At 59.7% G+C, this 25,806-nt stretch carries 31 protein-coding genes and 1 pseudogene; 15 read left to right on the top strand and 17 right to left on the bottom strand.

The features are described 5' to 3' along the window. Complete coding sequence (locus tag NMB39_RS04700; protein WP_306956419.1) at positions 1-381, bottom strand: lysozyme inhibitor LprI family protein; 381 nt, start codon at positions 379-381, stop codon at positions 1-3. A 246-nt stretch (positions 382-627) separates the two neighbouring features. Between NMB39_RS04700 and NMB39_RS04705 the strand changes: the two genes are divergently transcribed. The 4 genes from NMB39_RS04705 to NMB39_RS04720 are packed head-to-tail and all read left to right on the top strand — an operon-like array spanning position 628 to position 4,715. After that, a complete protein-coding gene (locus tag NMB39_RS04705; protein WP_068967798.1) occupies positions 628-1,977 on the top strand; it encodes a GntT/GntP/DsdX family permease in 1,350 nt (449 codons plus the stop codon). 14 nt (positions 1,978-1,991) lie between these two features. Beyond that, a complete protein-coding gene (locus NMB39_RS04710; protein WP_046069498.1) occupies positions 1,992-2,852 on the top strand; it encodes a MurR/RpiR family transcriptional regulator in 861 nt (286 codons plus the stop codon). A gap of 1 nt (position 2,853) precedes the next feature. Continuing rightward, positions 2,854-4,317 carry an N-acyl-D-amino-acid deacylase family protein gene (locus NMB39_RS04715; RefSeq protein WP_494339576.1) on the top strand — a complete coding sequence of 488 codons (1,464 nt, stop codon included), beginning with the start codon at positions 2,854-2,856 and terminating at the stop codon, positions 4,315-4,317. A gap of 29 nt (positions 4,318-4,346) precedes the next feature. Continuing rightward, on the top strand, positions 4,347-4,715 hold the full coding sequence (locus NMB39_RS04720; protein ID WP_057025168.1) for a glyoxalase superfamily protein: 369 nt from the start codon (positions 4,347-4,349) through the stop codon (positions 4,713-4,715). A 637-nt stretch (positions 4,716-5,352) separates the two neighbouring features. Here the strand turns inward: NMB39_RS04720 and NMB39_RS04725 are convergent. Together NMB39_RS04725 and NMB39_RS04730 are read right to left on the bottom strand one after the other, a co-directional pair. Continuing rightward, positions 5,353-6,216 carry a methyl-accepting chemotaxis protein gene (locus NMB39_RS04725; protein ID WP_371851119.1) on the bottom strand — a complete coding sequence of 288 codons (864 nt, stop codon included), beginning with the start codon at positions 6,214-6,216 and terminating at the stop codon, positions 5,353-5,355. Positions 6,217-6,255: 39 nt separating this feature from the next. Beyond that, positions 6,256-7,272: pseudogene (locus tag NMB39_RS04730) on the bottom strand (methyl-accepting chemotaxis protein); the annotation flags it as partial. Positions 7,273-7,550: 278 nt separating this feature from the next. Here NMB39_RS04730 and bamJ point away from each other — a divergent pair. Continuing rightward, positions 7,551-8,168, top strand: coding sequence for a BamJ family beta-barrel-assembly machinery protein (bamJ, locus tag NMB39_RS04735; protein WP_003194089.1), 618 nt, complete (start codon positions 7,551-7,553; stop codon positions 8,166-8,168). 63 nt (positions 8,169-8,231) lie between these two features. On the opposite strand, the gene NMB39_RS04740 is transcribed toward bamJ, so the two are convergent. From NMB39_RS04740 to NMB39_RS04750, 3 genes are all read right to left on the bottom strand, one after another. Further along, on the bottom strand, positions 8,232-8,489 hold the full coding sequence (locus tag NMB39_RS04740; RefSeq protein ID WP_046069495.1) for a PA4570 family protein: 258 nt from the start codon (positions 8,487-8,489) through the stop codon (positions 8,232-8,234). Between the two features lie 159 nt (positions 8,490-8,648). Beyond that, positions 8,649-8,990 (bottom strand): zinc ribbon domain-containing protein YjdM, encoded by a 342-nt coding sequence (locus NMB39_RS04745; RefSeq protein WP_306956416.1) that lies wholly within the window; start codon positions 8,988-8,990, stop codon positions 8,649-8,651. A 224-nt stretch (positions 8,991-9,214) separates the two neighbouring features. After that, entirely contained in the window at positions 9,215-10,183 is a 969-nt protein-coding gene (locus NMB39_RS04750) for a polyprenyl synthetase family protein (protein ID WP_043046768.1), read from the bottom strand. Between the two features lie 239 nt (positions 10,184-10,422). Between NMB39_RS04750 and rplU the strand changes: the two genes are divergently transcribed. The 7 genes from rplU to NMB39_RS04785 all read left to right on the top strand — a co-directional run bounded on the left by rplU (position 10,423) and on the right by NMB39_RS04785 (position 16,063). Continuing rightward, the gene (gene rplU / locus NMB39_RS04755; RefSeq protein ID WP_003176051.1) at positions 10,423-10,737 is read left to right on the top strand and encodes a 50S ribosomal protein L21; all 315 of its coding nucleotides are present in this window, start codon (positions 10,423-10,425) and stop codon (positions 10,735-10,737) included. A gap of 34 nt (positions 10,738-10,771) precedes the next feature. Then, positions 10,772-11,029 (top strand): 50S ribosomal protein L27, encoded by a 258-nt coding sequence (gene rpmA / locus NMB39_RS04760; protein WP_003176049.1) that lies wholly within the window; start codon positions 10,772-10,774, stop codon positions 11,027-11,029. Positions 11,030-11,223: 194 nt separating this feature from the next. Continuing rightward, positions 11,224-12,447, top strand: a complete 1,224-nt coding sequence (gene cgtA / locus NMB39_RS04765; protein ID WP_005791308.1) for an Obg family GTPase CgtA — start codon at positions 11,224-11,226, stop codon at positions 12,445-12,447. Between the two features lie 109 nt (positions 12,448-12,556). Further along, on the top strand, positions 12,557-13,675 hold the full coding sequence (gene proB / locus NMB39_RS04770; RefSeq protein WP_057013120.1) for a glutamate 5-kinase: 1,119 nt from the start codon (positions 12,557-12,559) through the stop codon (positions 13,673-13,675). A gap of 15 nt (positions 13,676-13,690) precedes the next feature. Continuing rightward, positions 13,691-14,155 carry a CreA family protein gene (locus NMB39_RS04775; RefSeq protein ID WP_043046770.1) on the top strand — a complete coding sequence of 155 codons (465 nt, stop codon included), beginning with the start codon at positions 13,691-13,693 and terminating at the stop codon, positions 14,153-14,155. Between the two features lie 101 nt (positions 14,156-14,256). Further along, entirely contained in the window at positions 14,257-14,739 is a 483-nt protein-coding gene (locus NMB39_RS04780) for a glutathione peroxidase (protein ID WP_057025171.1), read from the top strand. A gap of 220 nt (positions 14,740-14,959) precedes the next feature. Next, the gene (locus NMB39_RS04785; protein ID WP_057025172.1) at positions 14,960-16,063 is read left to right on the top strand and encodes an NADH:flavin oxidoreductase; all 1,104 of its coding nucleotides are present in this window, start codon (positions 14,960-14,962) and stop codon (positions 16,061-16,063) included. Positions 16,064-16,111: 48 nt separating this feature from the next. Here the strand turns inward: NMB39_RS04785 and NMB39_RS04790 are convergent, their stop codons facing one another. From NMB39_RS04790 to cysZ, 3 genes are all read right to left on the bottom strand, one after another. Next, positions 16,112-16,291 (bottom strand): hypothetical protein, encoded by a 180-nt coding sequence (locus NMB39_RS04790; protein ID WP_080944663.1) that lies wholly within the window; start codon positions 16,289-16,291, stop codon positions 16,112-16,114. A 154-nt stretch (positions 16,292-16,445) separates the two neighbouring features. Further along, complete coding sequence (locus NMB39_RS04795) at positions 16,446-17,624, bottom strand: glycosyltransferase family 4 protein (RefSeq protein ID WP_057025173.1); 1,179 nt, start codon at positions 17,622-17,624, stop codon at positions 16,446-16,448. A 54-nt stretch (positions 17,625-17,678) separates the two neighbouring features. Continuing rightward, positions 17,679-18,443 carry a sulfate transporter CysZ gene (gene cysZ, locus NMB39_RS04800; protein WP_306956414.1) on the bottom strand — a complete coding sequence of 255 codons (765 nt, stop codon included), beginning with the start codon at positions 18,441-18,443 and terminating at the stop codon, positions 17,679-17,681. Between the two features lie 294 nt (positions 18,444-18,737). Here cysZ and trxB point away from each other — a divergent pair, with 294 nt between their 5' ends. Beyond that, a complete protein-coding gene (trxB, locus tag NMB39_RS04805) occupies positions 18,738-19,700 on the top strand; it encodes a thioredoxin-disulfide reductase (RefSeq protein WP_003194076.1) in 963 nt (320 codons plus the stop codon). Between the two features lie 124 nt (positions 19,701-19,824). Here trxB and NMB39_RS04810 read toward each other — a convergent pair whose 3' ends face one another. Genes NMB39_RS04810 through NMB39_RS04835 form a run of 6 tightly spaced genes read right to left on the bottom strand, consistent with a single transcriptional unit; the run spans position 19,825 to position 22,759 of the window. After that, positions 19,825-20,166, bottom strand: coding sequence for a HopJ type III effector protein (locus NMB39_RS04810; protein ID WP_124413037.1), 342 nt, complete (start codon positions 20,164-20,166; stop codon positions 19,825-19,827). Continuing rightward, complete coding sequence (locus tag NMB39_RS04815; RefSeq protein WP_014719882.1) at positions 20,159-20,455, bottom strand: DUF1244 domain-containing protein; 297 nt, start codon at positions 20,453-20,455, stop codon at positions 20,159-20,161. Before NMB39_RS04815 ends, NMB39_RS04810 begins: the two co-directional genes overlap by 8 nt. A 24-nt stretch (positions 20,456-20,479) precedes the next feature. Beyond that, entirely contained in the window at positions 20,480-20,851 is a 372-nt protein-coding gene (gene folX, locus NMB39_RS04820; RefSeq protein WP_005791287.1) for a dihydroneopterin triphosphate 2'-epimerase, read from the bottom strand. 2 nt (positions 20,852-20,853) lie between these two features. After that, on the bottom strand, positions 20,854-21,414 hold the full coding sequence (folE, locus tag NMB39_RS04825; RefSeq protein WP_003194072.1) for a GTP cyclohydrolase I FolE: 561 nt from the start codon (positions 21,412-21,414) through the stop codon (positions 20,854-20,856). 20 nt (positions 21,415-21,434) lie between these two features. Beyond that, the gene (folM, locus tag NMB39_RS04830; protein ID WP_494339575.1) at positions 21,435-22,145 is read right to left on the bottom strand and encodes a dihydromonapterin reductase; all 711 of its coding nucleotides are present in this window, start codon (positions 22,143-22,145) and stop codon (positions 21,435-21,437) included. A 56-nt stretch (positions 22,146-22,201) separates the two neighbouring features. After that, a complete protein-coding gene (locus NMB39_RS04835) occupies positions 22,202-22,759 on the bottom strand; it encodes a putative antibiotic biosynthesis monooxygenase (RefSeq protein ID WP_046069486.1) in 558 nt (185 codons plus the stop codon). Positions 22,760-22,971: 212 nt separating this feature from the next. Here NMB39_RS04835 and NMB39_RS04840 point away from each other — a divergent pair, with 212 nt between their 5' ends. Next, positions 22,972-23,928 carry a MerR family transcriptional regulator gene (locus NMB39_RS04840; RefSeq protein WP_057025177.1) on the top strand — a complete coding sequence of 319 codons (957 nt, stop codon included), beginning with the start codon at positions 22,972-22,974 and terminating at the stop codon, positions 23,926-23,928. Between the two features lie 2 nt (positions 23,929-23,930). Here NMB39_RS04840 and NMB39_RS04845 read toward each other — a convergent pair whose 3' ends face one another. Then, positions 23,931-24,536 (bottom strand): hypothetical protein, encoded by a 606-nt coding sequence (locus NMB39_RS04845; protein WP_057025178.1) that lies wholly within the window; start codon positions 24,534-24,536, stop codon positions 23,931-23,933. A gap of 58 nt (positions 24,537-24,594) precedes the next feature. Then, positions 24,595-25,062 (bottom strand): PAS domain S-box protein, encoded by a 468-nt coding sequence (locus NMB39_RS04850; RefSeq protein WP_494339574.1) that lies wholly within the window; start codon positions 25,060-25,062, stop codon positions 24,595-24,597. A gap of 128 nt (positions 25,063-25,190) precedes the next feature. Between NMB39_RS04850 and NMB39_RS04855 the strand changes: the two genes are divergently transcribed. Beyond that, a complete protein-coding gene (locus NMB39_RS04855; RefSeq protein WP_198719342.1) occupies positions 25,191-25,646 on the top strand; it encodes a flavodoxin in 456 nt (151 codons plus the stop codon). Positions 25,647-25,806: the final 160 nt, after the last annotated feature.

The following is a 25,806-nucleotide window of genomic DNA, read 5'->3' on the forward strand; positions in this document are numbered from 1 at the left end:
TTAAGGCCCGACCAGGTCTTCGAGTTCCTGGGCGCGGGTCTGGGTCATGTCCAGCACGCAGCCGGAACCGTTGACCTGATCGATAGTGCCGCCGGTGGCACTGCCGGCAAAGGCGCAATTGGCATCGCGGTACTTGATCCACAGGCGCTGCACATCTTGCAGTTGCTGCTTGCGCGCGCCTTCCTGGGCGGCGAGGGCGGTCTTGTAGGCACGGTTCAGGCGTTCGTCCTGCACCTTGGTTTGCTTGGCGTTGCAATTGACCATGTCTGCCGTGGTGTTGGCGCTGTCCATGCATTTCTTCAATGCGCCATTGTCAGCGGCAAAAGCGCTGCCGCACAGGGACAGAAGCAGGGCGCTGGCGGCGATTGTGGTGCGAATCATGAGCGGTTTCCTGAACAGAGTGAGGGCGCATTCTATGACTCGAGGGCGGCGCTTGAGTTTCCGACATCCTCTGATCTTCATGTAAGAACACACCCCGAATTTTCATGGGCTGGCGCTGGACATATCCCCAAGCGACAGCGCTTATCTGTGGGCGAAAATTACTTTCATAAAAATTGAAAATATTCCTCGGCAATGATTTATGAGTTTCACAACCAATTCGACGTGACCCTTTCCGAGGAGTACCGCATGGCCGCATCACCGGGCTTCGGGCTACTGGCATACGCTGCCATTGCCATCATTGCATTGATCGTGCTGATTGCACGTTACCGACTCAACCCGTTTATTGTCATCACCCTGGTGTCCATCGGCCTGGCGCTGATGGCCGGCATGCCGGCCGATACCATCATGGGTTCGTACGAGGCGGGCGTGGGTAAAACCCTGGGGCATATCGCCCTGGTGGTGGCGCTGGGCACCATGCTCGGCAAGATGATGGCCGAGTCCGGTGGCGCCGAGCAGGTGGCCCGCACGCTGATCAACCGCTTCGGTGAGCGCAATGCCCACTGGGCGATGGTGTGCATTGCGTTCCTGGTGGGGCTGCCGCTGTTTTTCGAGGTCGGGTTTGTGCTGCTGGTGCCGATTGCCTTTACCGTGGCGCGGCGCGTGGGGGTGTCGATCCTGATGGTCGGCCTGCCGATGGTCGCCGGCCTGTCGGTGGTGCACGCGCTGGTGCCGCCGCACCCGGCGGCGATGATGGCGGTGCTGGCCTACAACGCTTCGGTCGGTCAGACAGTGCTGTATGCGATTTTGATCGGTATCCCCACGGCGATCATCGCCGGTCCGGTCTATGCCAAGTTCATCGTGCCGCATATTCACCTGCCGGCGGAAAACCCGTTGGAGCGCCAGTTCATCGAGCGCGAACCGCGTACCCGCCTGCCCAGCTTCGCGTTGACCATGGGCACCATCCTGCTGCCGGTGGTGCTGATGATGATCGGTGGTTGGGCTAACGTGATTTCCACCCCAGGCACTGGTTTCAACCAGTTCCTGCTGTTTATCGGCAACTCGGTGATCGCCCTGTTGGTGGCGACCCTGGTGAGCTTCTGGACCCTGGGCCTGGCCCAGGGCTTCAACCGTGAGTCGATTCTCAAGTTCACCAACGAATGCCTGGCGCCGACGGCCAGCATCACCTTGCTGGTGGGCGCGGGCGGCGGTTTGAACCGCATCCTGGTAGATGCCGGGGTGACCAACGAAATCCTCGGCCTGGCCCATGCGTTCCACTTGTCGCCGCTGGTGATGGGCTGGCTGTTCGCCGCCCTGATGCGTATCGCCACCGGCTCGGCCACGGTCGCCATGACCACGGCGTCTGGTGTAGTCGCCCCCGTCGCCCTGGGCTTGGGTTATCCACACCCAGAATTGTTGGTACTGGCGACCGGCGCGGGTTCGGTGATCTTTTCCCACGTTAACGACGGCGGCTTCTGGCTGATCAAGGAATACTTCAATATGACGGTGATCCAGACCTTCAAGACCTGGACCGTGCTGGAGACCCTGATTTCGCTGGTCGCCTTCGGTCTTACCTACGGCCTGTCACTGGTTTTATAAGACCCGGAGCCCCCATGGACATCCTTTACCAGATCCGCGCCCGCCAGGACTCTTTCAGCGCCGGCGAAGGGCGTATCGCCAAGCTGATGCTTGAGGATGTGGGCTTTGCCGCCTCGGCCAGCCTGGAAGCATTGTCCCAGCGGGCCGAAGTCAGTACCGCCACCTTGTCACGCTTTGCCCGTAGCGTCGGCTGCCGCGACTTGCGCGATTTGCGCCTGCAACTGGCCCAGGCCAGTGGTGTGGGTAGCCGCTTTTTGGACCCTGCGGGGTTGCCGGAACAATCGGCGTTTCATCGGCAGATCCTCGGCGATATCGAGGCGACGCTGCGTCAGCACCTGTCGGGGTTCAATCAACCCAGTTTCGTTGATGCGGTCAATCTATTGGGCAAGGCGCGGATGATCCATGCATTCGGCATGGGCGGCCCGTCGAGCCTGTGCAGTGATGAATTGCAGGTACGCCTGGTGCGGCTGGGCTACTCGATTGCCGCCAGCCATGACCCGGTGATGATGCGGGTCACGGCGGCCACCCTGGGACCGGAGCACGCATTGATCGTCTGCTCCCTCACTGGACTGACCCCCGAGTTATTGGAGGTGGTAAAGCTGGCACGCAGCTACGACGCCCGCATCGTCGCCATCACGCTCGCCGATTCGCCTCTGGCGCAGTTGGCGGATGTGTTGCTACCGCTGCAACCGGCGGAAACCAGTTTTATCTACAAACCCACCGCAGCCCGCTACGGCATGCTGCTGGCTATCGACCTGCTCGCCACCGAGCTGGCGCTGGCCCTGCCGGACGAAAACCAGGAGCGCCTGCGCCGGATCAAACTGGCCCTGGACGATTACCGCGGCGGCCCTGACAGCCTGCCGCTTGGAGACTGATATGAAGTACGACACGCTGATACGCCAGGCGCTGATCATCGATGGCAGCAACACCCCGGGCTATCTCGCCGATGTGGGAGTGCATCAAGGGCGTATCAAGGCCATTGGCGACTTGACCACAGCCGAGGCCGAGCATGTTATCCAGGCCCATGGTCGCGTATTGGCACCGGGTTTTATCGACGTGCACACCCACGATGACACCGTGGTGATCCGCCAGCCGCAGATGCTGCCCAAGCTCAGCCAGGGCGTGACCACGGTGATTGTCGGCAACTGTGGCATCAGTGCCTCGCCGGTGAGTTTACGCGGTGCCCCGCCAGACCCGATGAACTTGTTGGGCGGCCGTGAGGCGTTCCGCTATCCGCGGTTCAGCGACTATCGCAACGCCGTGGAGGGCGCCCATCCGGCGGTAAACGTCGCCGCGTTGATCGGCCACACGGCGTTGCGCAGCAATCATATGGATGACCTGCACCGCACTGCCACGCCCGGTGAAATCACGGCGATGCGTATACAACTGCAAGAGAGCCTGGAAGCTGGCGCCCTGGGCTTATCCACAGGCCTGGCCTACGCCAGCGCGTTCAATGCCGAGACCGATGAAGTGTTGCAGCTCACCGAAGAGTTGACGGCCTACGGCGCGGTGTACGCCACCCACTTGCGCAGCGAATTCGAGCCGGTACTGGAGGCGATGGACGAGGCGTTTCTGATCGGCCGCCATGCCCAGGTGCCGGTGATTATTTCCCACCTTAAATGCGCCGGTGCCGGTAATTGGGGGCGTAGCCCGCAGTTGTTGGCGTCACTGGAGGCTGCGGCCAAAAATCATCCGGTGGGCTGTGATTGCTATCCCTACGCCGCCAGCTCCTCGACCCTGGACCTCAAACAGGTGACCGATGCGTTTCGCATCACCATCACCTGGTCGACGCCGCACCCAGAAATGGGTGGGCGTGATCTGCAGGCTATCGCTGCCGAGTGGGGCGTTTCGCTAATAGACGCTGCCCGTCGCCTGCAACCGGCGGGAGCGGTGTACTACGGGATGGACGAAGACGATGTGCGGCGCATCCTCGCCCATCCGTTGTCGATGGTGGGCTCCGATGGTTTGCCCGAAGACCCGTTTCCCCACCCGCGCTTGTGGGGGGCGTTCCCGCGGGTGCTGGGGCACTTCAGCCGCGATGTCGGCTTGTTCCCGTTGCACACGGCGGTGCACAAGATGACTGGTCTGTCGGCAGCGCGCTTTGGCTTATCCGAGCGTGGCGAAATTCGCGAAGGGTACTGGGCCGACCTGGTGTTGTTCGACCCGTTGCGGGTGCGTGATGTGGCAGATTTCAACACACCGCAACGTGCAGCGGAAGGGATCGACGGTGTGTGGGTTAACGGCGTACTGAGCTACAGCAATGGGCAGGCCAACGGCCAGCGGCCAGGGCGATTCCTGGCGCGCAGTGGGGATTTGCGTGGCGGCTTTTCGTCTTTATAGTGGGCGTTCTCATACACGGAGCGGTCGCCATGCACTTAGGAAAAGTCACCCCCATCCTGCGGATTTTCGACGAGACCAAAGCGTTGGAATTCTACGTCGACTTCCTGGGGTTCAAGGTCGATTGGCAGCACCGTTTCGAGGCGAATTTCCCGTTGTACCTGCAAGTGTCGCTGGGTGAGTGCGTGTTGCATTTGTCCGAGCACCATGGCGATGCTTCGCCGGGGTCGGCGGTGCGGATCCAGGCGCAAAGGGTGGATGCGTACCAGCAGCAATTGCTCGGCAAGGATTACCGCTATGCCAAGCCTGCGGTCGAGGAAACGCCTTGGGGATCGCGGGAAATGAGCATCCGGGATCCGTTCGGGAATCGCTTGGTGTTTGTCGAGGACAGCGAGGGCTAAGTGGCAAATGGCAGGCAATAAAAAACCGCCTTGGTAAGGCGGTTTTTTTTGCAAACCCAGTTAGTGGCTGGGGTTGCGGCTTCTCAGGAAGCGTTGACCCACTGCGTTGATACTAATGTGAGTTACTGGATCGCGCAAGGCTTGACGAGGGTCGGTGGTTTTATTCGTCTATCTTATTTAGAGCTAATTTTGGCGGTAAAAAATTGCAATAAATGATCTAGTTTCGATGGCTCGTTTATCTTCGTCCGTCACACCTTTGATCGGAATATTGGTTAGTATCACCCCCGTTCCAAGTATGTCGTTTTGTGGTGGCTGGGTATGCGCGCGGAATTATGGACCGAACGCCACGGGCTAGTAATCCGTGCCGGATTTCATGCGGGAGGAACCAGAGCCCGGCCGCCTCACAGGAAGCGTTGACCCGCGTCCAAAGGCCCACATGTTCCGGTAAGTGCGCTGGAGGTAAGGCCCAACTCACGGAGGGCCGAGTATGTCTAAGTTTGCACGACGTACATGGAACCTCGTAGTGAACTGCCTGCGTGCGTATCACGTATGGAAGTTCCTGCGGGACAGCTTCGATGACCGTTAAGGTCTGAGAGGTGGAGCCGCCTCGGTCTAGATCGAGGCGGCTTTTTGGTGTCTACACCCGGAAATGACTGACCATCTGCTGCAACTGGCTACCCAGCCGTGCCAGTTCCACACTCGACTTCGCCGTCTCGTCACTGGCCGTCGCCGTCTGCTCAGACACATCCCGCACATTCACGATACTGCGGCTGATCTCTTCCGCTACGGCGCTCTGCTGCTCGGCGGCCGCGGCAATCTGCTGGTTCATCGACTGGATATTCGACACCGTACGGGTGATGTTTTCCAGTGACACGCCAGCCTTGCGTGTCAGTTCGACACTGCTGTCGGTGAGGCTGCGGCTGTTGTTCATCACGTTGGCTACTTGCTGGGTGCCGTTCTGCAAGCCGGCCACCAGGCCTTCGATTTCTTCGGTGGATTTCTGCGTGCGCTGGGCCAGGCCACGCACTTCGTCGGCGACCACTGCAAAGCCACGGCCGGCTTCCCCGGCACGTGCAGCTTCAATGGCGGCGTTGAGGGCCAGCAGGTTGGTCTGTTCGGCCACGGCCTTGATCACGTCCATCACGCTGCCGATCTTATTGCTCTCTTGCTGAAGGTGCGTCATGGCGTCGGTGGAGCGTGCCACTTCGGCGGCCAGGCGTTCGATCTGGGCGATGGCTTCGGCCACCACCTTGTCGCCTTCACGGGCCTGGCCGTCGGCGTCGGAAGCCGCCTGGGAAGCCTGCTCGGCATTGCGCGCGACCTCCTGTACGGTGGCGGTCATTTCATGCATGGCGGTGGCGACCTGATCGGTCTCGATCTTCTGGCTGTTCACACCGGCGCTGGTCTGTTCGGTCACGGCCGACAGTTCTTCGGCGGCGCTGGCGATCTGAGTCACGCCATCGCGAATGCCGCTGATCAGTTCACGCAGGGTCGTGCCCATGCGCTGGATGCCTTGTTGCAACACGCCCAGTTCATCACGACGGGTCACCTGGATGTTGTGGCTCAGGTCGCCGGAAGCGATGCGCTCGACCACGGCCAGGGTGTCCTGGATCGGGCGCGTGATCTGGCGGGTGATGACCCACGCAGCGATGACGCCGACCAGCAGGGCCAGCAAGGTGCTGATCAATTGCAGGCTACGGGCCTGGGTGCTTTCAGCGTCGCGACGTTCCAGTTGGATGTCGTACAGCTTATCGCTGATCGTCACGATGTCGGCGCCTTGGGTGGTCATTTCGGCGCGGGCGGTGACGATATTGGCGTTGGCGGCCTTGTAGCTCTGCACGGCACTGCGATAGTCGCCGAGCGCGGTTTCCAGTGCGGTCAATGCGGTTTGCTGGCCAGTACCGAATGCGGCGCTGAGGGTTTTCAAACCAGCGACGGCTTTTTCGATTTGTGCAGCGGCGCGGGCTTCGGTTTCTGCGCTGGGGCTATTGGTATAGCCACGCACTTCATAACGAGCTTGCTGGAACTCATTCTTGGCTTGGGTCACGGCCGAAAACTGAGCGAAGCGCTCCGGACTATCGGGCGCTTGCTGCACGCTGGTTGCCAGCGCATTGATTTGCGCATTGGCGATGTCAGCCTTGGCGCCCATGACGTCGCGCGCAGCGTTGCCATTACGGTAGGCCTCGCGCATTTTGTTCAGGGACTGGCGGTAAGCGGTAATGACGGCTTTCTGCTCATTGAGCAGCTTGAGGTTTTCCGGGCTCTTGAAGCTGTCCAGCAGCTTCTGTTGTTGAGCGGCGAAGGCGTCAAGGCTGGTTTGCACGTTTTGCGCCACGGCTTCGTCGCCGTTGGCCAGCATGTATTGCAAGCGCACGATCCGCAGCTTGGTCAACGAGGCGTTGAGCTGGGTGATGTCGCTCATCCAGTTACTACGGTCGATCAGGCCGCCCAGGCTGGTCCAGCCGGTGAGTGCCAGGATCGAGGTGAGGACCAGCACCAGGCCAAAGCCCAGGCCGAGTTTGAGATTGACGCTGATGTTACCGAACCAGCTGTTCATCGAAAGCTCCTTGAAGAGTGATGTCTGTCTGCTGGACGGTGTGTTGTTGTTTGAGCCAGCCAAGATGTGTAGGGCTGTATCGGCGGCAGTGGACAATTCTGAAATACTTTTCTTGCCTGGCGACGAAGGGGCGTCATTCGGCTGTACCTGACCTACGATCTGGCGCTCTGGTAGACGGGGGAGGGGCTGATCATGGGCCGCCCTTGTGTGCTAGTCTGCGGGCCCTTTTAGTTCTGGGCGGCGCGGGAAACCGTGTTGTCCTATAGCGGAGCCTCTTCATGTCCGAAGTTAATCTGTCCACCGACGAAACCCGCGTCAGCTACGGTATCGGCCGTCAGTTGGGCGACCAACTGCGCGACAACCCGCCACCGGGCGTGAGCCTGGACGCGATCCTGGCCGGCCTGACCGATGCGTTCGCGGGCAAGCCAAGCCGTGTTGACCAGGAGCAAATGGCTGCCAGTTTCAAAGTGATCCGCGAAATCATGCAAGCCGAAGCGGCTGCCAAGGCTGAAGCAGCCGCTGGCGCCGGCCTGGCATTCCTGGCTGAAAACGCCAAGCGCGATGGCATCACCACCCTGGCTTCCGGCCTGCAATTTGAAGTGCTGACAGCCGGTACCGGCGCCAAGCCGACCCGTGAAGATCAAGTGCGTACCCACTACCACGGCACCCTGATCGACGGCACTGTGTTCGACAGCTCCTACGAGCGTGGCCAGCCTGCAGAATTCCCGGTTGGCGGCGTGATCGCCGGCTGGACCGAAGCCCTGCAACTGATGAATGCCGGCAGCAAATGGCGTCTGTACGTGCCGAGCGAACTGGCTTACGGCGCTCAAGGCGTTGGCAGCATCCCGCCGCACAGCGTTCTGGTATTCGACGTCGAACTGCTCGACGTTCTGTAAGACCTGTTGCTGATTACCTGTTGGGGCGAACGCGTTCGCCCCAACAGGGATTTGCCAGTTTGTTCATGGATGGAACTTGCCATTCAGATCCGCCGCCGGGCGCAACGCTCGGGCATAGCAGAACAGAAACAGATTCCTTACCACTTCCTTCAGTACTCCAGGCTCACTGGAACTCAGGCCATTGACGTCCAGGTCGCCCTGATCCTGCAGTTCGTTCAGCGCTTCTTCCTCAAGCACCGCACAGACTTCGCCGGTTTCCCGATGCAGGATCCGCAGGTAAGGGTGTGGGCGATCCAGCCAGGCGTCTATCAAATAAGTCATGGTCGTTCTCCTTGATGGGTTTCAATGAGAATAATTCTTATTCGTAGAATAGCAAGTATCTATTGGCGGTTTCCGGTTTTTTTTGTGTGGATATTGTTGTCGATCAATCGAGAGGGCGAAACGCCATCCCGCGGCGGGCGCGGGATGGATGCAGCAGGATCAGACCTTGCGCACGAACTCGGACTTGAGTTTCATCGGGCCGATACCGTCGATCTTGCAGTCGATATCGTGGTCACCGTCGCACAGGCGGATGTTCTTGACCTTGGTACCGACCTTGACCACCAGGGAGGTGCCCTTGACCTTGAGGTCCTTGATCACGGTGATGGTGTCGCCGTCTTGCAGGACGTTGCCCACAGAGTCTTTCTTCACGGTTTCATCGCTGGCCACTTCGGCCTCGCCAGTGGCGGACCACTCATGGGCGCATTCCGGGCAGACCAGTTGGGTGCCGTCTTCGTAGGTGTATTCGGAATTGCATTTCGGGCAGGGTGGCAACGTGCTCACTAAAGCTCCTTGAGGTTCAGGGATGACTAAAAGTCGCACATTATATAGGGTTTTGTAGCACGGGCGGGATCTTGAATTGGCAATGGATTCCAAATGTGGGAGGGGGCTTGCTCCCGATGGCGGTGTGCCAGCCACCTTATATATATTGGCTGACCTACTGCTATCGGGAGCAAGTCGAATCGTCGCACCGCCCCTCCCACATTGTCCTGCGTCTGCTGGTGATTTTAGTGAGTGCGGGCGACCGCAAACTCGCTCAGCTCAACCAATGCATCCCGGTATTCACTGGCCGGCAAGGCTTCCAGGCACTGGATCGCACGGGCCACATAGTCACGCGCCAGTTGCGCGGTGTACTCCAGGGAACCGGACGCTTCCACGGCAGCGCGGATGGCCTCCAGGTCTTCGATCCCGCCTTTCTGGATCGCCTTGCGCACCAGGGCGGCCTGTTCCGGCGTGCCTTCGCGCATGGTGTAGATCAGCGGCAAGGTCGGCTTGCCCTCGGCCAGGTCGTCACCGACGTTCTTGCCCAGGGTCTCGGCGTCGCCCTTGTAGTCGAGCAGGTCGTCTACCAGTTGGAACGCCACGCCCAGGTGATCACCAAAAGTGCGCAGGGCTTCGGCCTGTTCGGCGGTGGCGCCACACAGCGCGGCGGCACTGTGAGTGGACGCTTCGAAGAGCATCGCGGTTTTGCCGCGAATCACTTCCATATAGGTTTCTTCGGTGGTGCTGGCGTCGCGGACTTTAGACAGCTGCAACACTTCGCCTTCGGCGATGATGCGCGTGGCCTGTGAAAGGATCTTCATCACCGGCATCGAGCCCAGCTCGACCATCATTTCGAACGAGCGCGAATACAGGAAGTCACCCACCAGCACGCTCGGCGCGTTGCCCCACATGGCATTGGCGGTCTCGCGACCACGGCGCATGCCGGACATGTCGACCACGTCATCATGCAACAGGGTGGCGGTGTGCAGGAACTCAATGGTGGCGGCCAACAGGCGCAGGTCATCGCCTTCGCGGCCCAGGGCCTTGCCACACAGCAACACTAATAAAGGACGCAGGCGTTTGCCGCCCGCCGACGTAATGTAGTCGCCAATTTTGGAGACCAGCGGCACGTTAGACGTCAGCTGCTGCTTGATGATGCCGTCGACGGCGCTAAAATCGTCCGCGACCGCGCGGTAGAAAGCTTGGGGTTGCATCAGCGACAGTCGCTCCAGAAGGGTTGCGCGGCATGCTAGGACCCTGACCCCCGGGTGTCAAGGCGCGATAGACGGCCCCTTGCAACACCCATTTACCTTGCGTACAATCGCGCACCCTGAACTTCCTGGGCAGCACCTGCCTTACGCAATTGCATTCGGGACGTCCATCCCATGCAGCCATGCCAGCCAATACCTCTTCTTATAAAGCGCTGGGTGAGCAGGATTATCGGAGAAATACCATGTCGTACGCAGTAATTGTTACTGGTGGCAAGCAATACAAGGTCGCCCCAGGTGAATACCTGAAGATCGAAAAACTGGAAATCGCTACCGGCGAATCCGTTACTTTTGATCGCGTTCTGTTGGTCGCCAATGGCGATGACGTGAACATCGGCGCTCCAGTCGTTGCTGGCGCTACCGTTGTGGCTGAAGTGATCTCCCAAGGTCGTCACGATAAAGTCCGCATCATCAAGTTCCGTCGTCGTAAGCACCACATGAAGCGTATGGGCCACCGCCAGTGGTACACCGAGATCAAAATCACCGGTATTCAGGCTTAATTTCAGCCTAATTCCTCACTAGGAGAATTGACTCATGGCACACAAAAAAGCTGGTGGTAGTACCCGTAACGGTCGCGACTCAGAAGCCAAACGCCTTGGCGTGAAGATGTATGGCGGCCAGAAAATCATTCCGGGCAACATCATCGTGCGTCAGCGCGGCACCCAATTCCACGCCGGTTACGGTGTAGGCATGGGTAAAGATCACACCCTCTTCGCGAAAATCGAAGGCGTGATCAAGTTCGAAGTAAAGGGCGCGTTCAACCGCCGTTACGTGAGCGTTGTCGCAGCTTAATTGCGAGATCGCTGGAAAAGCCCTGTCTTGCGACGGGGCTTTTTCGTTTGTGGAGTGAGTCTCTTGCAAAGCTGTTTGTAATGGGCGAGGGCAGCAGGATTTGCGGTCGTTGCTTGAGGTCGCTGCGCTCATTTTTGCAAGAGTCTTATGTCTTGGTTTCTTAAGCTCGCCCATGCGGCGAGAGGCGTTTTGTTATGAAGTTCGTTGATGAAGTTTCCATCCGAGTAAAAGCAGGCGACGGCGGTAACGGTTGCATGAGTTTCCGTCGCGAAAAATTCATCGAAAACGGTGGCCCTAACGGCGGCGACGGCGGTGACGGCGGTTCCATCTATATGATGGCCGACGAAAACCTCAATACCCTGGTCGACTATCGTTACACCCGGCATTTCGATGCCGAGCGTGGCTCCAACGGCGGCAGCACCGACTGCACCGGTAAAAAAGGTGAAGACCTGGTACTGCGTGTACCGGTCGGCACCACGATCATCGACTCCGCTACCCAGGAAGTGATTGGCGACCTGACCAAGGCCGGCCAGAAGCTGATGGTTGTGCAGGGCGGCTGGCACGGCCTGGGCAACACCCGATTCAAGTCCAGTACCAACCGTGCACCGCGCCAGACCACGCCGGGCAAGCCGGGCGAGCAGCGTGACCTGAAGCTGGAAATGAAAGTACTCGCCGACGTGGGCCTGCTGGGCCTGCCGAACGCCGGCAAAAGTACCTTTATCCGCTCGGTATCGGCCGCCAAGCCGAAGGTCGCCGACTACCCGTTCACTACCCTGGTGCCAAACCTGGGCGTGGTCAGCGTCGACCGTTGGAAGAGCTTCGTAGTTGCCGATATTCCCGGCCTGATCGAAGGCGCTTCCGATGGCGCCGGCCTGGGGATTCGCTTCCTCAAGCACTTGTCCCGCACCCGTTTGCTGCTGCATCTGGTCGACATGGCGCCGTTGGATGACACCAGTGCTGCGGACGCCGCCGAAGTGATCGTCAGCGAACTGACCAAGTTCAGCCCGGCCCTGGCCGAGCGTGATCGCTGGCTGGTACTGAACAAGTGCGACCAGATCCTCGAGGAAGAGCACGAAGAACGCGTCAAGGAAATCGTTGATCGCCTGGAGTGGGAAGGTCCGGTCTATGTGATCTCGGCGATTGCCAAAGAAGGCACCGAGCGCCTGACCCGCGACATCATGCGTTACCTGGAAGACCGCGCCGACCGCCTCGCGGCCGACCCGGTATTCAAGGCCGAGCTTGCCGAGCTCGACCAGCAGATCGAAGACGAAGCCCGTGCCCAGTTGCAGGCCCTGGACGACCAGCGTGCCCTGCGCCGCAGCGGCGTGAAGTCGGTCCATGACATCGGCGACGATGACTGGGACGAAGAAGACGTGGATGATGAAGATGGCCCGGAAATCATTTACGTGCGCGACTGATCCGTTGCGATAAACTTGAACGCCGCTCCCAGGAGCGGCGTTTTGGTATCCGGGTATAACGTTATGGGCGGCGCTGGGTCGCGCGGCCCTCACTCTAAGGTTGAAGATGATGCGGAGCAAAGTGACAGGTGCGCAGCGCTGGGTCGTGAAGATCGGAAGTGCGCTGCTGACGGCGGATGGCAAAGGTCTGGATCGCGCAGCCATGAGCGTCTGGGTCGAGCAGATGGTGGCCTTGCATGAAGCAGGCGTCGAGTTGGTGCTTGTCTCCTCCGGGGCCGTTGCCGCCGGAATGAGCCGCCTCGGCTGGACCGCGCGACCCAGCGCGATGCACGAACTGCAAGCTGCCGCCGCTATCGGCCAGATGGGCCTGGTGCAAGCCTGGGAATCCAGCTTTGCCGAGCACGGCCGCCATACAGCGCAAATCCTGCTGACCCACGACGACCTGTCCGACCGCAAGCGCTACCTCAACGCCCGCAGCACGTTGCGCGCCTTGGTGGAGCTCAAGGTCATCCCGGTGATCAACGAGAACGATACGGTGGTCACCGACGAAATCCGCTTCGGCGACAATGACACCCTGGCCGCCCTGGTGGCCAATTTGGTGGAAGCCGACCTGCTGGTGATCCTCACCGATCGCGATGGCATGTTCGACGCCGACCCGCGCAACAACCCCGATGCCCAGTTGATCTACGAAGCCCGCGCCGATGACCCGGCGCTGGATGCAGTCGCCGGCAGTGTCGGTGGTGCCCTGGGCCGCGGCGGCATGCAGACCAAGCTACGCGCCGCGCGCCTGGCCGCACGTTCCGGTGCTCACACCATCATCGTCGGTGGGCGCCTGGAGCGCGTGCTGGACCGTCTCAAGGCCGGTGAGCGCATCGGTACGCTGCTGTCGCCGGAGCGCGGCATGCTGGCTGCGCGCAAGCAGTGGCTGGCCGGGCACCTGCAAACCCGTGGCACCCTGGTGCTGGACGCGGGTGCGGTGTCGGCGTTGTCCCAGGGCAACAAGAGCCTGCTGCCGGTGGGCGTCAAACTGGTGCAGGGCAGCTTCCGCCGTGGCGAGATGGTGGTGTGCGTGGCACCGGACGGGCGCGAGATCGCCCGTGGCCTGGCCAACTACAGCGCCCTTGAAGCGCAGAAGATTATTGGACAATCGTCTGACGCCATTGTCGGACTCTTGGGCTATATGGCGGAACCGGAACTGGTGCACCGCGATAACCTCATTCTGGTTTAAACGAAGGAATACCTGATGCGCGTAATGAAGGGATTGCTTGGCCTGTTGCTCGCCATGCCACTGCTGGCCTCGGCCGAAGAGATTGCCCAGGTCTCGACAGTGTTCAAGTTTGTCGGCCCTAACGACCGGATCGTGGTCGAAGCGTTTGACGACCCCAAGGTCGACGGCGTGACCTGCTACCTCTCCCGCGCCAAGACCGGCGGCGTCAAAGGCGGCCTGGGCCTGGCCGAAGACCGCGCCGAAGCCTCGATTGCTTGCCGCCAGGTCGGCCCGATCCGCTTCAAGGGCGAGCTCAAGGACGGTGACGAAGTGTTCAAGGAGCGCACCTCCCTGGTATTCAAGACCATGCAGGTGGTGCGTTTTCTCGACAAGAAACGCAATACCCTGGTGTATCTGGTCTACAGCGACCGTCTGATCGAAGGCAGCCCGCAGAATGCGGTGACGGCGATTCCGATCTTGCCGTGGCCGACCGCTCAGTAACCGGCAAGCGTGTTTCGTCACCGACGTCTATGATTGCAGTCTTGCGGGTTGTAAGCTCCAAGGGCTGCAATGCAAAGAACATGGGATATCTGGAGTTCGTCATGAGTGCTTTCCACGATCTGAAACTCAAAGCCTTGGACGGACAAGAGCTGCCGCTGGCGCCCTTTAAGGGCCAGGTTGTGCTGGTGGTCAATGTGGCGTCCAAATGTGGTTTGACCCCGCAGTACGCGGCATTGGAAAACCTCTACCAGCAATACAAAGACCAGGGGTTTTCGGTGCTTGGTTTGCCGTGCAACCAGTTTGCAGGCCAGGAGCCGGGCACCGAGGAAGAGATCCGCGAGTTCTGCAGTCTGAACTACGGCGTGACCTTTCCTCTGGGCAGCAAGCTCGAGGTGAACGGTCCTGACCGTCACCAGTTGTACCGTCTATTGGCGGGCGAGGGTGCAGAGTTTCCGGGGGATATCACTTGGAACTTCGAGAAGTTCCTGTTGGGTAAAGACGGCCGGGTATTGGCGCGCTTCTCGCCGCGTACCGCTCCGGACGACCCGACAATCGTGCAGGCCATCGAAAAAGCCCTGAGCTGAAACACACCCATTGTAGGAGCGAGCTTGCTCGCGAAGATCGCCAACGGTAACGCGTTTATCCTGACTTAACGCGTGTGTTTGTGTTCTTCGCGAGCAAGCTCGCTCCTACAAGTATTCGGCTACTTTTATCCCCTTAATCACCCAGATCAATAGTGCTATTCGGCACGCTGCACTGCCCATATTATCCGCATCATAATTTTTTTTGCGGTGGAGTGCTGCCATGCCTGTCCAAGCCTTGTTCAAACCGTTCCAACTCGGTGCATTGCAGCTGCCTACCCGCGTGGTCATGGCCCCCATGACCCGTTCGTTCTCCCCGGGGGGCGTACCCAACTCCAAGGTCATCGAGTACTACCGCCGTCGCGCCGCTGCCGGTGTGGGCCTGATCATCACCGAAGGTACGGTGGTCGGCCACCCTGCATCCAACGGCTATCCCAACGTCCCGCACTTCTATGGTGAGGCGGCGCTGGCTGGCTGGAAGAAAGTGGTGGATGCCGTGCATGCCGAAGGCGGCAAGATCGTCCCACAGCTGTGGCATGTAGGCAGCGTGCGTCGCATCGGCACCGAACCTGACGCCAGTGTGCCGGCCTACGGCCCGATGGAAAAACTCAAGGACGGCAAGGTGGTCGTGCATGGCATGACGGCCCAGGACATCAAGGACGTGGTCAATGCCTTCGCCCAAGCCGCCAAGGACGCCCAGGCCATCGGCATGGACGGTGTGGAAATCCACGGCGCCCACGGTTACCTGGTGGACCAGTTTTTCTGGGAGGGCAGCAATCAGCGCACCGACGAATACGGTGGCAGCCTGATCAACCGTTCGCGCTTTGCCATCGAGCTGATCCAGGCGACCCGCGCCGCAGTGGGCCCGGATTTTCCGATCATCCTGCGTTTCTCCCAATGGAAGCAGCAAGACTACACGGCGCGCCTGGTACAGACCCCGCAAGCATTGGGTGAATTTCTCAAGCCGTTGTCTGACGCCGGCGTGGATATTTTCCACTGCTCCACCCGCCGTTTCTGGGAGCCCGAATTCGAAGGCTCCGATCTCAACCTGGCCGGTTGGACGCGCCAGCTCACCGGTAAGCCGACGATCACCGTAGGCAGCGTCGGCCTGGATGGCGAGTTCCTGCAGTTTATGGTCAACACCGACAAGGTCGCGCAGCCGGCCAGCCTGGAAAACCTGCTGCAGCGCCTGAACAATGATGAGTTCGACTTGGTGGCGGTGGGCCGTGCACTGCTAGTCGACCCGGATTGGGCCGTGAAGGTGCGCGAAGGGCGCGAGGGCGACATCTTGCCCTTCAGTCGTGAGGCGTTGACGACGTTGGTATAAGGGCTGGACTCCCTGTGTCGACCACAGGGAGTTTTGCGGCTCTAGTGATTAATACTCTGGACGCTTATTCAGCTCTTTGTGGTGATCAGCCTTGAGCGCATCTTTATGCCCGGGCTGACCATAGGTTGGCGGCTCTGCACGAGATTGATCCAGCCATTGTTGCTGGCGTGTCCATTCCGCTGTTGGCATATTGACGCCATTGCGTACACCCATTCCATAAATTGGCATTGTTAAATATCTCCATTATTTAAAAGGGCCTGCTTGACCGGCAGGTATCAATGGTTGGCGTTTCGCGGCCCAAGGGTTCCCCTTTTAAATACCAGGCAAAACTTGAGTGGCCTGCAGCGGGCTCATCGCGGTTTGCACGTAAATGGCAGGTTGCTCAGCGCACGTAAGGTTGCGTTGGAAGGGCGAAACGCTCCCCGCACACACCACGCAAGTGATGCTCGAATTGCTCGATAATCGCTGCCCAGCCTTGGCGGCTGGCATGTTGGCGAGCATTAAGGCGCATGCGCCTTAAACTCTCCGTATCCTCCAGCAGCCAGTTGGCGGCATCGCAAAACGCATCTTCATCCCCTGGCATCGCCAGCACGCCGTTGTAGCCGTGACGAATGTGCTGGGTAGCGGCTGCCTGGTCATAGGCCACGACGCCCAGCCCCGAGGCCATGGCTTCCAGTACCACGTTGCCGAAGGTTTCGGTCAGGCTGGGGAACAAGAACACATCGCCGGACGCGTAATGCCGCGCCAGTTCTTCACCGCGCAAGGCGCCGCAGAAAATCGCTTCGGGCAGTTCCTTTTCCAGCATCGCCCGTTGCGGCCCATCACCAACGATGATCAGTTTCATCTGGCGCATTGGGTAACGGTCCTGCAGCGTCTCGAAGCAGCGTTTCAGCAGGCCCAGGTTCTTTTCCTGTGCAAGCCTTCCTACATGCAGCACGGCGATTTGCTCATTGTTCAACGCCCATGTTTCGCGCAGTGCGTTGTCGCGTTTGGCCGGATGGAATAATTGGCTGTCGACGCCCCGTGACAACATCTCCAGGCGCTCGAAATGTCGACGTTCCAGTTCCAGCCGTTGGCTGGCGCTCGGTACCAGGGTCAGGCTCGAACGGTTATGAAACCAGCGCAGGTAATGGGTGACCAAGCGACTGAGCAAGCTCAAGCCATACTGGTTCGAATACTGCTGGAAGTTGGTGTGAAAACCGCTGACGACGCTGATACCCAGCCGACGCGCTGCTCGCAGGGCCGATAAGCCCAGCGGCCCTTCCGTGGCGATATACAGCACGTCCGGACGTTGGCGGCTCCAGCGCCTGAGCAATTTGTGCATCGACGATTGGCCCCATTGCAATCCTGGGTAACCCGGCAACGGCCAGCCGCGACACAGCAGCAATTGGTCGTCACTCGACCGGCTCTGGTCGGCACCCTGGCGAGGGCGTACCAGTTCGACCTGATGGCCACGCAAGCGCAAACCCTCGCACAGACGGCCAAGCGTATTGGCCACCCCGTTGATTTCCGGCGGGAAGGTTTCGGTGATCAGGGTGATGTGAAGCGAGGCTGTCGTCATGACCCACAGTGTCGCCGTGGGCCATGTCGTCATTGTGTCAGTGGGATGATGGATTTATGACTTGGCAACGGCTTGCTGAGCCATCGCCTCGGCGCCCTGCTCGCGCACCCAGAACAACGTCGCCCCGGCGACCGCCGCCGGCATCATCAGCAGGTTGACCACCGGCACCAGCAGCACCAGGTAGACGATGCCGCCGAAGCTCATGCTCTGCCAGCGCTTCTGGCGCAGCCAGGCGAGCATTTCGTTCCAGCCCAGCTTGTGGTTGTCGGCCGGGTAGTCGATGTATTGGATCGCCATCATCCACACGCCAAACAGCAACCATAGCGGCGCCGCGATCAGGTTCACCACCGGAATGAACGACAGGATAAACAGGCCGATGGCCCGTGGCAGGAAGTACCCCAGCTTGCGCATTTCCCGGGCCAGGGTACGTGGGACCATGGCGATCAGCTCACCCCAGCTGAAAGGCGGGAAGTCATCGGTGCCTCGTACCACCACCTCGACTTTCTCGGCGAGGAAGCCGTTGAATGGCGCCGCGATGATATTGGCAAGCATGGTGAAGGTAAAAAACACCATCAGCACCACCAGCACCACAAACAACGGCCACAACAGGTAATTTAAAAAACCTAGCCAACCGGGCAGCGTCGGTATCAAGCTATCGACCCACAGGCTGAACTGATGGCCGGCAAAATAGATCAACCCGACGAACAGCACCAGGTTGATCCCCAGCGGCAATAATACAAACAGGCGCAGGCCGGGGCTCAACACCAGCTTGAGGCCTTCACGCAGGTATTGCGGGCCGGAAAGAACAGGGGCAGGCATGGACAACTCCGAGCAGGATGACGAACGCGCCGACCTTACCGGCTTTGCACAGGATGTGAAAGCGCAGGCACGTAGGCGACATCCACGGTAACAAAGGTGTCGATTAACTCGATCAAGCACATAGAGAGTCGCTATGAGCTGGATTGTTAATGCGTATTTCCTTAATCTTGCCCCCCTCGATACCCTGCACCCATTATTTTTCAGGACCTGGCGAGTCAAAGCCTTCCCCAAGTGCTTCGCGGTCCTTTTTTATTCCAGCCGCTCTGTGGTTCGAGCGGTCGATAGGAGTGAGTCATGTCTGATACCCGTCATTCCCGAGTGATTATTCTCGGATCCGGCCCTGCCGGTTACAGCGCTGCCGTCTACGCTGCCCGGGCCAATCTCAAGCCGCTGCTGATCACCGGCATGCAGGCGGGCGGCCAGTTGACCACCACCACGGAAGTCGACAACTGGCCGGGCGACGTCCACGGCCTGACGGGGCCGGTGCTCATGGAGCGTATGAAAGAGCACGCCGAGCGTTTTGAGACCGAGATCGTCTTCGACCATATCAACAAAGTCGATTTCTCGAAAAAGCCTTACAGCCTGACCGGCGACAGCGGCGTGTACACCTGTGACGCACTGATCATCGCCACCGGTGCCAGCGCACGTTACCTGGGCCTGCCCTCGGAAGAAGCCTTCATGGGCAAGGGCGTTTCTGCCTGCGCCACCTGCGACGGTTTCTTCTACCGCAACAAGCCGGTTGCCGTGGTTGGCGGTGGTAATACCGCCGTGGAAGAGGCACTGTACCTGGCTAACATCGCCAGCACCGTGACCCTGGTCCACCGCCGCGAGACCTTCCGCGCCGAAAAAATCCTGATCGACAAGCTGCACGCCCGTGTCGCTGAAGGCAAGATCATTCTCAAGCTCAACGCCACCCTGGATGAAGTCCTGGGTGACAACATGGGCGTGACCGGTGCTCGCCTGAAAAACAACGACGGCAGCTTCGACGAGCTGAAAGTCGACGGCGTGTTCATCGCTATCGGCCACACCCCGAACACATCGCTGTTCGAAGGCGTGCTGGAAGCCAAAGATGGCTACCTGGTGGTGCAGGGCGGCCGTGAAGGCAATGCTACCGCGACCAACATCGAAGGTATCTTTGCTGCCGGCGACGTGGCTGACCATGTTTATCGTCAGGCCATTACCTCGGCCGGCGCCGGTTGCATGGCGGCCCTGGATGCCGAGCGTTACCTCGACGGTTTGAAGGACGCTTCGTTCTAAACAACGCTGCAAAAAAATGTGGGAGGGGGCTTGCTCCCGATAGCGGGTTTTCAGCCAAGTATTAGTTAGCTGACCCACCGCTATCGGGAGCAAGCCCCCTCCCACATTTGGATATGTATTTGACTCAGGATTTGCGAGCCAGAGGTTGCGCGGCAAATTTTACCCCAGCCAAACCATGGGCAATCAAAGCCCGAATATTGCCATGGTCACTGCCGTCCGGCGTGGCCATCACCGAGCGGTAATGCTCGCCAAACGCCAGCAAGGCTTGCTGGTCGCTCAAGCCTTCCAGCAGTGCCAGGCCCAAGGTCTTGCACGAGCCTTCGTTTTGTCCGGCAGCATTTTCCACATCGCCATTGGTGAACGCCTGCGGCTGGTAGTCGTAATTGGCCGCGACAAAGGCCAGGGTATCGGCAAATACGTGCTCGCCGCTGTCGAGGCTGGCACGCAGGGTATTCAAATCAGTCATGGGGTTTTCCTTTGGCAAACGCTGCTTGTTGGTCGGCGTTGGCTTCTTGCTGGTATTGGGCTTTCCACTCGGCATACGGCATGCCGTACACCACTTCACGGGCTTCATCGAGGCTGACTTCGATCTGGCGCTCGTCGGCCTCGGCCTTGTACCACTTGGACAGGCAATTGCGACAGAAGCCGGCGAGGTTCATCAGGTCTATGTTCTGTACATCCTTGCGGCTGTCCAGGTGGGCCACCAGCCGGCGGAAGGCGGCGGCTTCTAGTTCGAGGCGTTGTTGGTCGTTCATAGGGCTCACTGCAGATTCAGGGGGTTAGCGGCTGGCCGCCAGGGTAATCGAAACCGATTCGGCAAAACGCAGCGCATGGGGCTTGTCCACTTCGACCTCGGCGTACAGCACCGACTCGTTGCTCATCACCAGGTCCAGTAATTCCTGGGTCAGGCGCTCCAGCAGGGCGAAACGGTTGCCTTCGACATGGGCGATGATCGCCTTGGTGATGGTGCGGTAGTTCAGGGCGTGGTCGATATCGTTGTCGCGCACAGCTTCCTGGGCGGCATACAGGATGGTCAGGTTGATCAGCACATCCTGCTTATTGAGGATTTCGTCCTCGTTGATGCCGATAAAGGTGCGCAGCCGCAGGTCCTTGACCCGGATACGCGCCATGCCTGGTTGAAGTTGTGGCATTGCTACTTGCTCCGTCCAATCAGTTGCAGGAACTCCATGCGGGTGGTGTTCGATTCGCGGAAGGCGCCGAGCATCACCGAGGTGTTCATGGTTGAATTCTGTTTTTCCACGCCGCGCATCATCATGCACATGTGTTTGGCTTCGATCACCACAGCCACGCCGGCGGCCTGGGTCACGTCCTGGATGGCGTCGGCGATCTGGCGCGTGAGGTTTTCCTGGATCTGCAGGCGCCGGGCAAACATGTCCACGATGCGCGCCAGTTTCGACAGGCCCAGTACCTTGCCGGTCGGAATATAGGCCACATGGGCCTTGCCGATAAAGGGCAGCAGGTGATGCTCGCACAGCGAGTACAGCTCGATGTCCTTGAGGATCACCATTTCGTCATTATCGGAGGCGAACAGCGCGCCGTTGACGATTTCTTCCAGGTTCTGCTCGTAGCCATGACACAGGTACTGCATGGCCTTGGCGGCACGCTTGGGCGTGTCGAGCAGGCCCTCGCGCTGCGGGTCTTCGCCCAAGCCCTTGAGGATTTCGCGATAGTGGTGGGGCAGGGATAAGGTCATACAACATCCTCACAGACGGCTTACTTGATATGCCGCCCGCCGTTGACGGTCAGGGTGGTACCGGTGACATAGGGGTTGTCCAGCAGGTAGCGCACGCTCTGGTAGATCACCTCGGGCCCGGGCTCGATGCCCATGGCCGACTTGTCCAGGACCTTGGCGCGATAGGCCGCGTCATCGCCCTCATTGAACATCACCATCGCCGGAGCGATGCCATTGACCTTGATCAACGGCGCGAACTGCGCGGCAAACGACAACGTGAGGCTGTCGAGCCCGGCCTTGGTGGCGCAGTAGGCGATGTGCTGGCGACTGCCCTTGCGCACCACATCATCGCTGATATGCACGATGTCGGCGGGTGTCGAGCGATGCAGCAAGGGTGAACAATGCAGGTTGATCAGGTACGGCGCAAGCATGTGCACGCTGAACATGTCGATAAAGGCGCGGCTTTCGTCGCCTGGGGTTTCCGCGACCCAGGCCGACGCGTTGTGGATGATCGCGCGCAGGCTTCGGGTATGGGTGTGCAGTTCGGCAATAAAGGCAAGCGTCCCGGCTTCGCTGGAGAAGTCGGCGAACACACCGATGGCACCCCGATCGCGCAGTGCCTGCACGCCGGGGCGTTCGCTGCGGTAGCTGAAAATCACCGATTGGCCCTCGTCCAGCAGGCGCTCGGCGCAATGCAGGCCGACCCGTTGGCCGGCACCGGTGATCAGGATCGGGGCGTTGGTTGCAGTCATGGGAGGCTCAAGTCGCGGGCAGGCTGAAACTATACCAGCGCCCCGGCCCCCTGTACTCAAGCGGCGGCTTCGGTGACTTTGCGTGAAGGCGAGGGCTGTAGCCAGTTCGCCAGCAGATGGGTCGACAGCGGGATAAAGAGGTAAACCATCAACGGTGTCAGCGCAGCCGTGCTGACCAGTACCCGGCTGAACAAGTCCAACTCGTTGAGCAGCGGCCCCAGGCCGAAGTTGAACAGCAATGACACCGGGAAAAACGCCAGCCAGATCGCCACTGCCTGTTTCCAGCGTGGAGGGCGAGCACCCACGGCGCCGAACCAGCCATCGATACCGCTTACACGGTGCTCGGATGGGTCGGCGAACAGTTCGCTGCCGCGGCTCAGCCACGCGCTGCGGGACGCGGAAAACTCCCAGGCGTGCAGGGTCTTTTCGTCAGCGAAGCGGAAGATGATCTGGAACTCATCGTCATGAGGTGGTGGGGCCAACACGCCGGAACCCAGGTAACCCGGGAAGTCAGTGGCCAATTGCTCGCCTTCGCGCAGCCAGGCCATCAATTCTTCGTAGCGACCTTTGGCTACGCGTCGCGCAACCATCAAGGTGACGGGTGAGGTAGACATGGTGTATCTCCAAGTAATCAGGTGCGCTGGGCCGGGTAAGCGGCGCACGAACGAAGCTGCGGGGTGATGCAGCGACGTAAAAAACAGGCAAGGATTATTCCTGTTTTGCCGAAATACGCCAGAAACTTCGGATGGTTTGCCGTAGATCTTGAATCATTGGCTTTAATGGGCGTTAAATGAGTTCCAAGCCCACACGGATTTTTTAACCGCTGATGTCCGAAATCATTGCTCCTGTTCGAGAAGCGACACCCGACAATCACGCTGACGCCGAGGTGCTGTTTCCGATTCGTGAAGTGGCGAGGCTTACCGGTGTAAACCCGGTGACACTGCGCGCCTGGGAGCGTCGCTATGGCTTGATCCAGCCCGTGCGCACCGAAAGTGGGCACCGGCTGTATTCAAGCACCGATATCGATACGGTTCATCGCATTCTCGACTGGATCGAGCGTGGCGTAGCGGTGAGCAAGGTGGGCAAGATCCTGGCGCGTGACCTACTGCCTGGCGAGCCCGCCACGGCGTCACGCAGCGATACCGAACTGGAGTGGCGCCAGTGGCAGGCGCAGCTGAGGTTGGCAATCAGCGCCTTTGATGATCATGAGCTGGGCCACCTGTATGGCCAGATCTTCAGCGTCTACTCAACGACCGTCGTATTTCAAGACATTCTGATGCCGCTATGGCAGCAACTGTTGCGTCACCAAGGCCGGTTCGGCCAAGCCAGCGAGTGGCTGTTCTTCGACAACTTCCTGCGTTTGCGCACCGCTCGATGCCTGCAAATGGCCCATACCTCGCCGGTGCCCAGTGTGACGTTGGCCGCGATTGCCGGAGAGTGCCGGGAGCTGGAACTGCTGGTGGCGGGGCTGTTGATGTCGAGCGATAAACTGGCGGTCAAAGTGCTGGGTGTTGGCCAACCTCTCGATGAGTTAACACTGATCTGCGAGAGAACTCGGCCGCAAGCCTTGGTGCTGTTTTCCAACCACGCTCCCGGCGCTGAACTGCCATCGCGGCTCAATCGCCTGGCGTTGACGCTCAATTGCCCGTTGCTGCTGGCTGGAGATGCCTCGGACCTGGCCGAACAAAGCCTGGCGGGCTCGTCGATTGGTTGCCTGGGCAACGACGGCCGTGTGATGCCGCGTCGCTTGCAGCAGTTTCTCAGCGGTCGCCTGGATACCTGATCTCAGGCATGCACCTGGGGATGGACCAGGCGGTGCTGGTGCAGGATGAACTGGCGCAGGCGCTCGATTTCACCGGCATCACTCTGATTCAGGCGATAGGCGAACAGGCCTCGGGCCGTTTCCCGCTCCAACGTACCGCGTAGCGCGATACGTTCGTAGCCGGAAGGGCTGAACCACAGGGAAAAGGTCTTGGGTGGTGTGGTCCTGCCTCGTACTTCTACCAACACACCTTTGAATGATACTTCGTGCACCCACAATGCACTGGCGTAGCCCTTGACGTTTTCCAGCGCCACGGGCGCTTCCAGGGCCAGCCGCCAGGGGCGGATCATCGGGCCGTCTTCGAAAATGCTCGGCACACCCAGGCGCAAATGCACGGCATGAAATTCATCTTCCACCAAATGCAGGGGGAAGGTCAGTTGCTGGTTGTCGAACTGCGCCTGGATGGTGACCTGGTCGTGAGCGGCAAGCCGGGTGAGCAAATCGCGAATCTGCGCTCCGCCATTGACCGTCAGGCTCGACCACGCATCCCGCAGGTTGAGCTGCGGGTTGTGCTGCATGTCCTGGATAAAATCCAGCTCGTCCTGCGTCAATAGCGTGTGGCGCTGCATTGATCTGGCTCAAGGCTAAGGCATTAAAGAGCCATTATCGCTCTAAAGGCTGCATCTTTTACAGTTTGTTAATTCCGCTCGTCGCCTTGAGAGCCGCGAGCTCGGCTTTGAGTTCGGCCAATTGGGCTTCCAGCTGGGCAACGCGTTGCTGTGCCTTGACTTGAAGGGTGACGTCTTTTTGCACGCCGACGAAGTACGTCTGCTTGTCGGCCTCGTTGTACATCGTCGAAAGCGATAGCTCATTCCAGAAGTGGCTGCCGTCCTTGCGGTAATTGCGCAGGATCTCCCGGCACGTGCCACCGCTGTCGAGGGCTTCCCGAATGGCCATCAGCGCCGGCTGGTCGCGGTCGCCCGACTGCAGGAAGCGGCAGTCCTGATACAGGATTTCGTCCAGGGTATAGCCGGTGAGCCGTTCGAAGGCCGGGTTGACGTAGATCAGCGGTTTGTCCCTGCCTTCGCGTTCGGCAACGACGATGCCGTCGTTGGACGCATTGACGACCATTTGCAGCAGCTTGGCGTTAATCATTGAGCGGTCCATGGCTTGTGTTGACCCTGCAAGTTTATGGCAAGTCTTGAATGTTGCACGGTGCGCACTGAAATATTGGCACAGGCTGCTAATATCCCAGGCTTTGACTCAACTACAGGATCAGATTGATGAAAGTCGCCATCCTTTCCGGCTCGGTCTATGGCACGGCTGAAGAAGTCGCTCGCCATGCCGAAGAAATCCTCAAAGAAGCCGGTTTTGAAGCCTGGCATAACCCTCGCGCTACCTTGGCCGACGTGCAGGCGTTTGGCCCTGAGGCCTTCCTGGCGGTGACCTCGACCACCGGCATGGGCGAGTTGCCCGACAATCTGCAACCCCTGTATTCGACCATTCGCGATCAACTGCCCACGGCCTGGCGCGGCCTGCCCGGTGCGGTCATTGGCTTGGGCGATGCCAGCTATGGCGATACTTTCTGTGGTGGCGGGGAGCAGATGCGCGAATTGTTCGCTGAGTTGGGCGTACGTGAGGTGCTATCGATGCTGCGCCTGGACGCCAGCGAAAGCGTCACCCCGGAAACCGATGCCGAGCCGTGGCTGGCCGAGCTCGTCACTGCACTGCGTGGTTGATCGCAGTCAGCGTCGTCAGTGAAGACCTGCCTTCATTGACGGCGTTTCCCTGACACAAATTTGTACTATTCTGTTGGCTGACTCGCTCAGTCATCAAGCTGGCTGCGAAGGCAACTCCTTCGGCCTCGGCGTCTGACTAGACTGGCTCTCACTTTCGACA

This window comes from Pseudomonas sp. FBCC-B545, assembly GCF_059134095.1.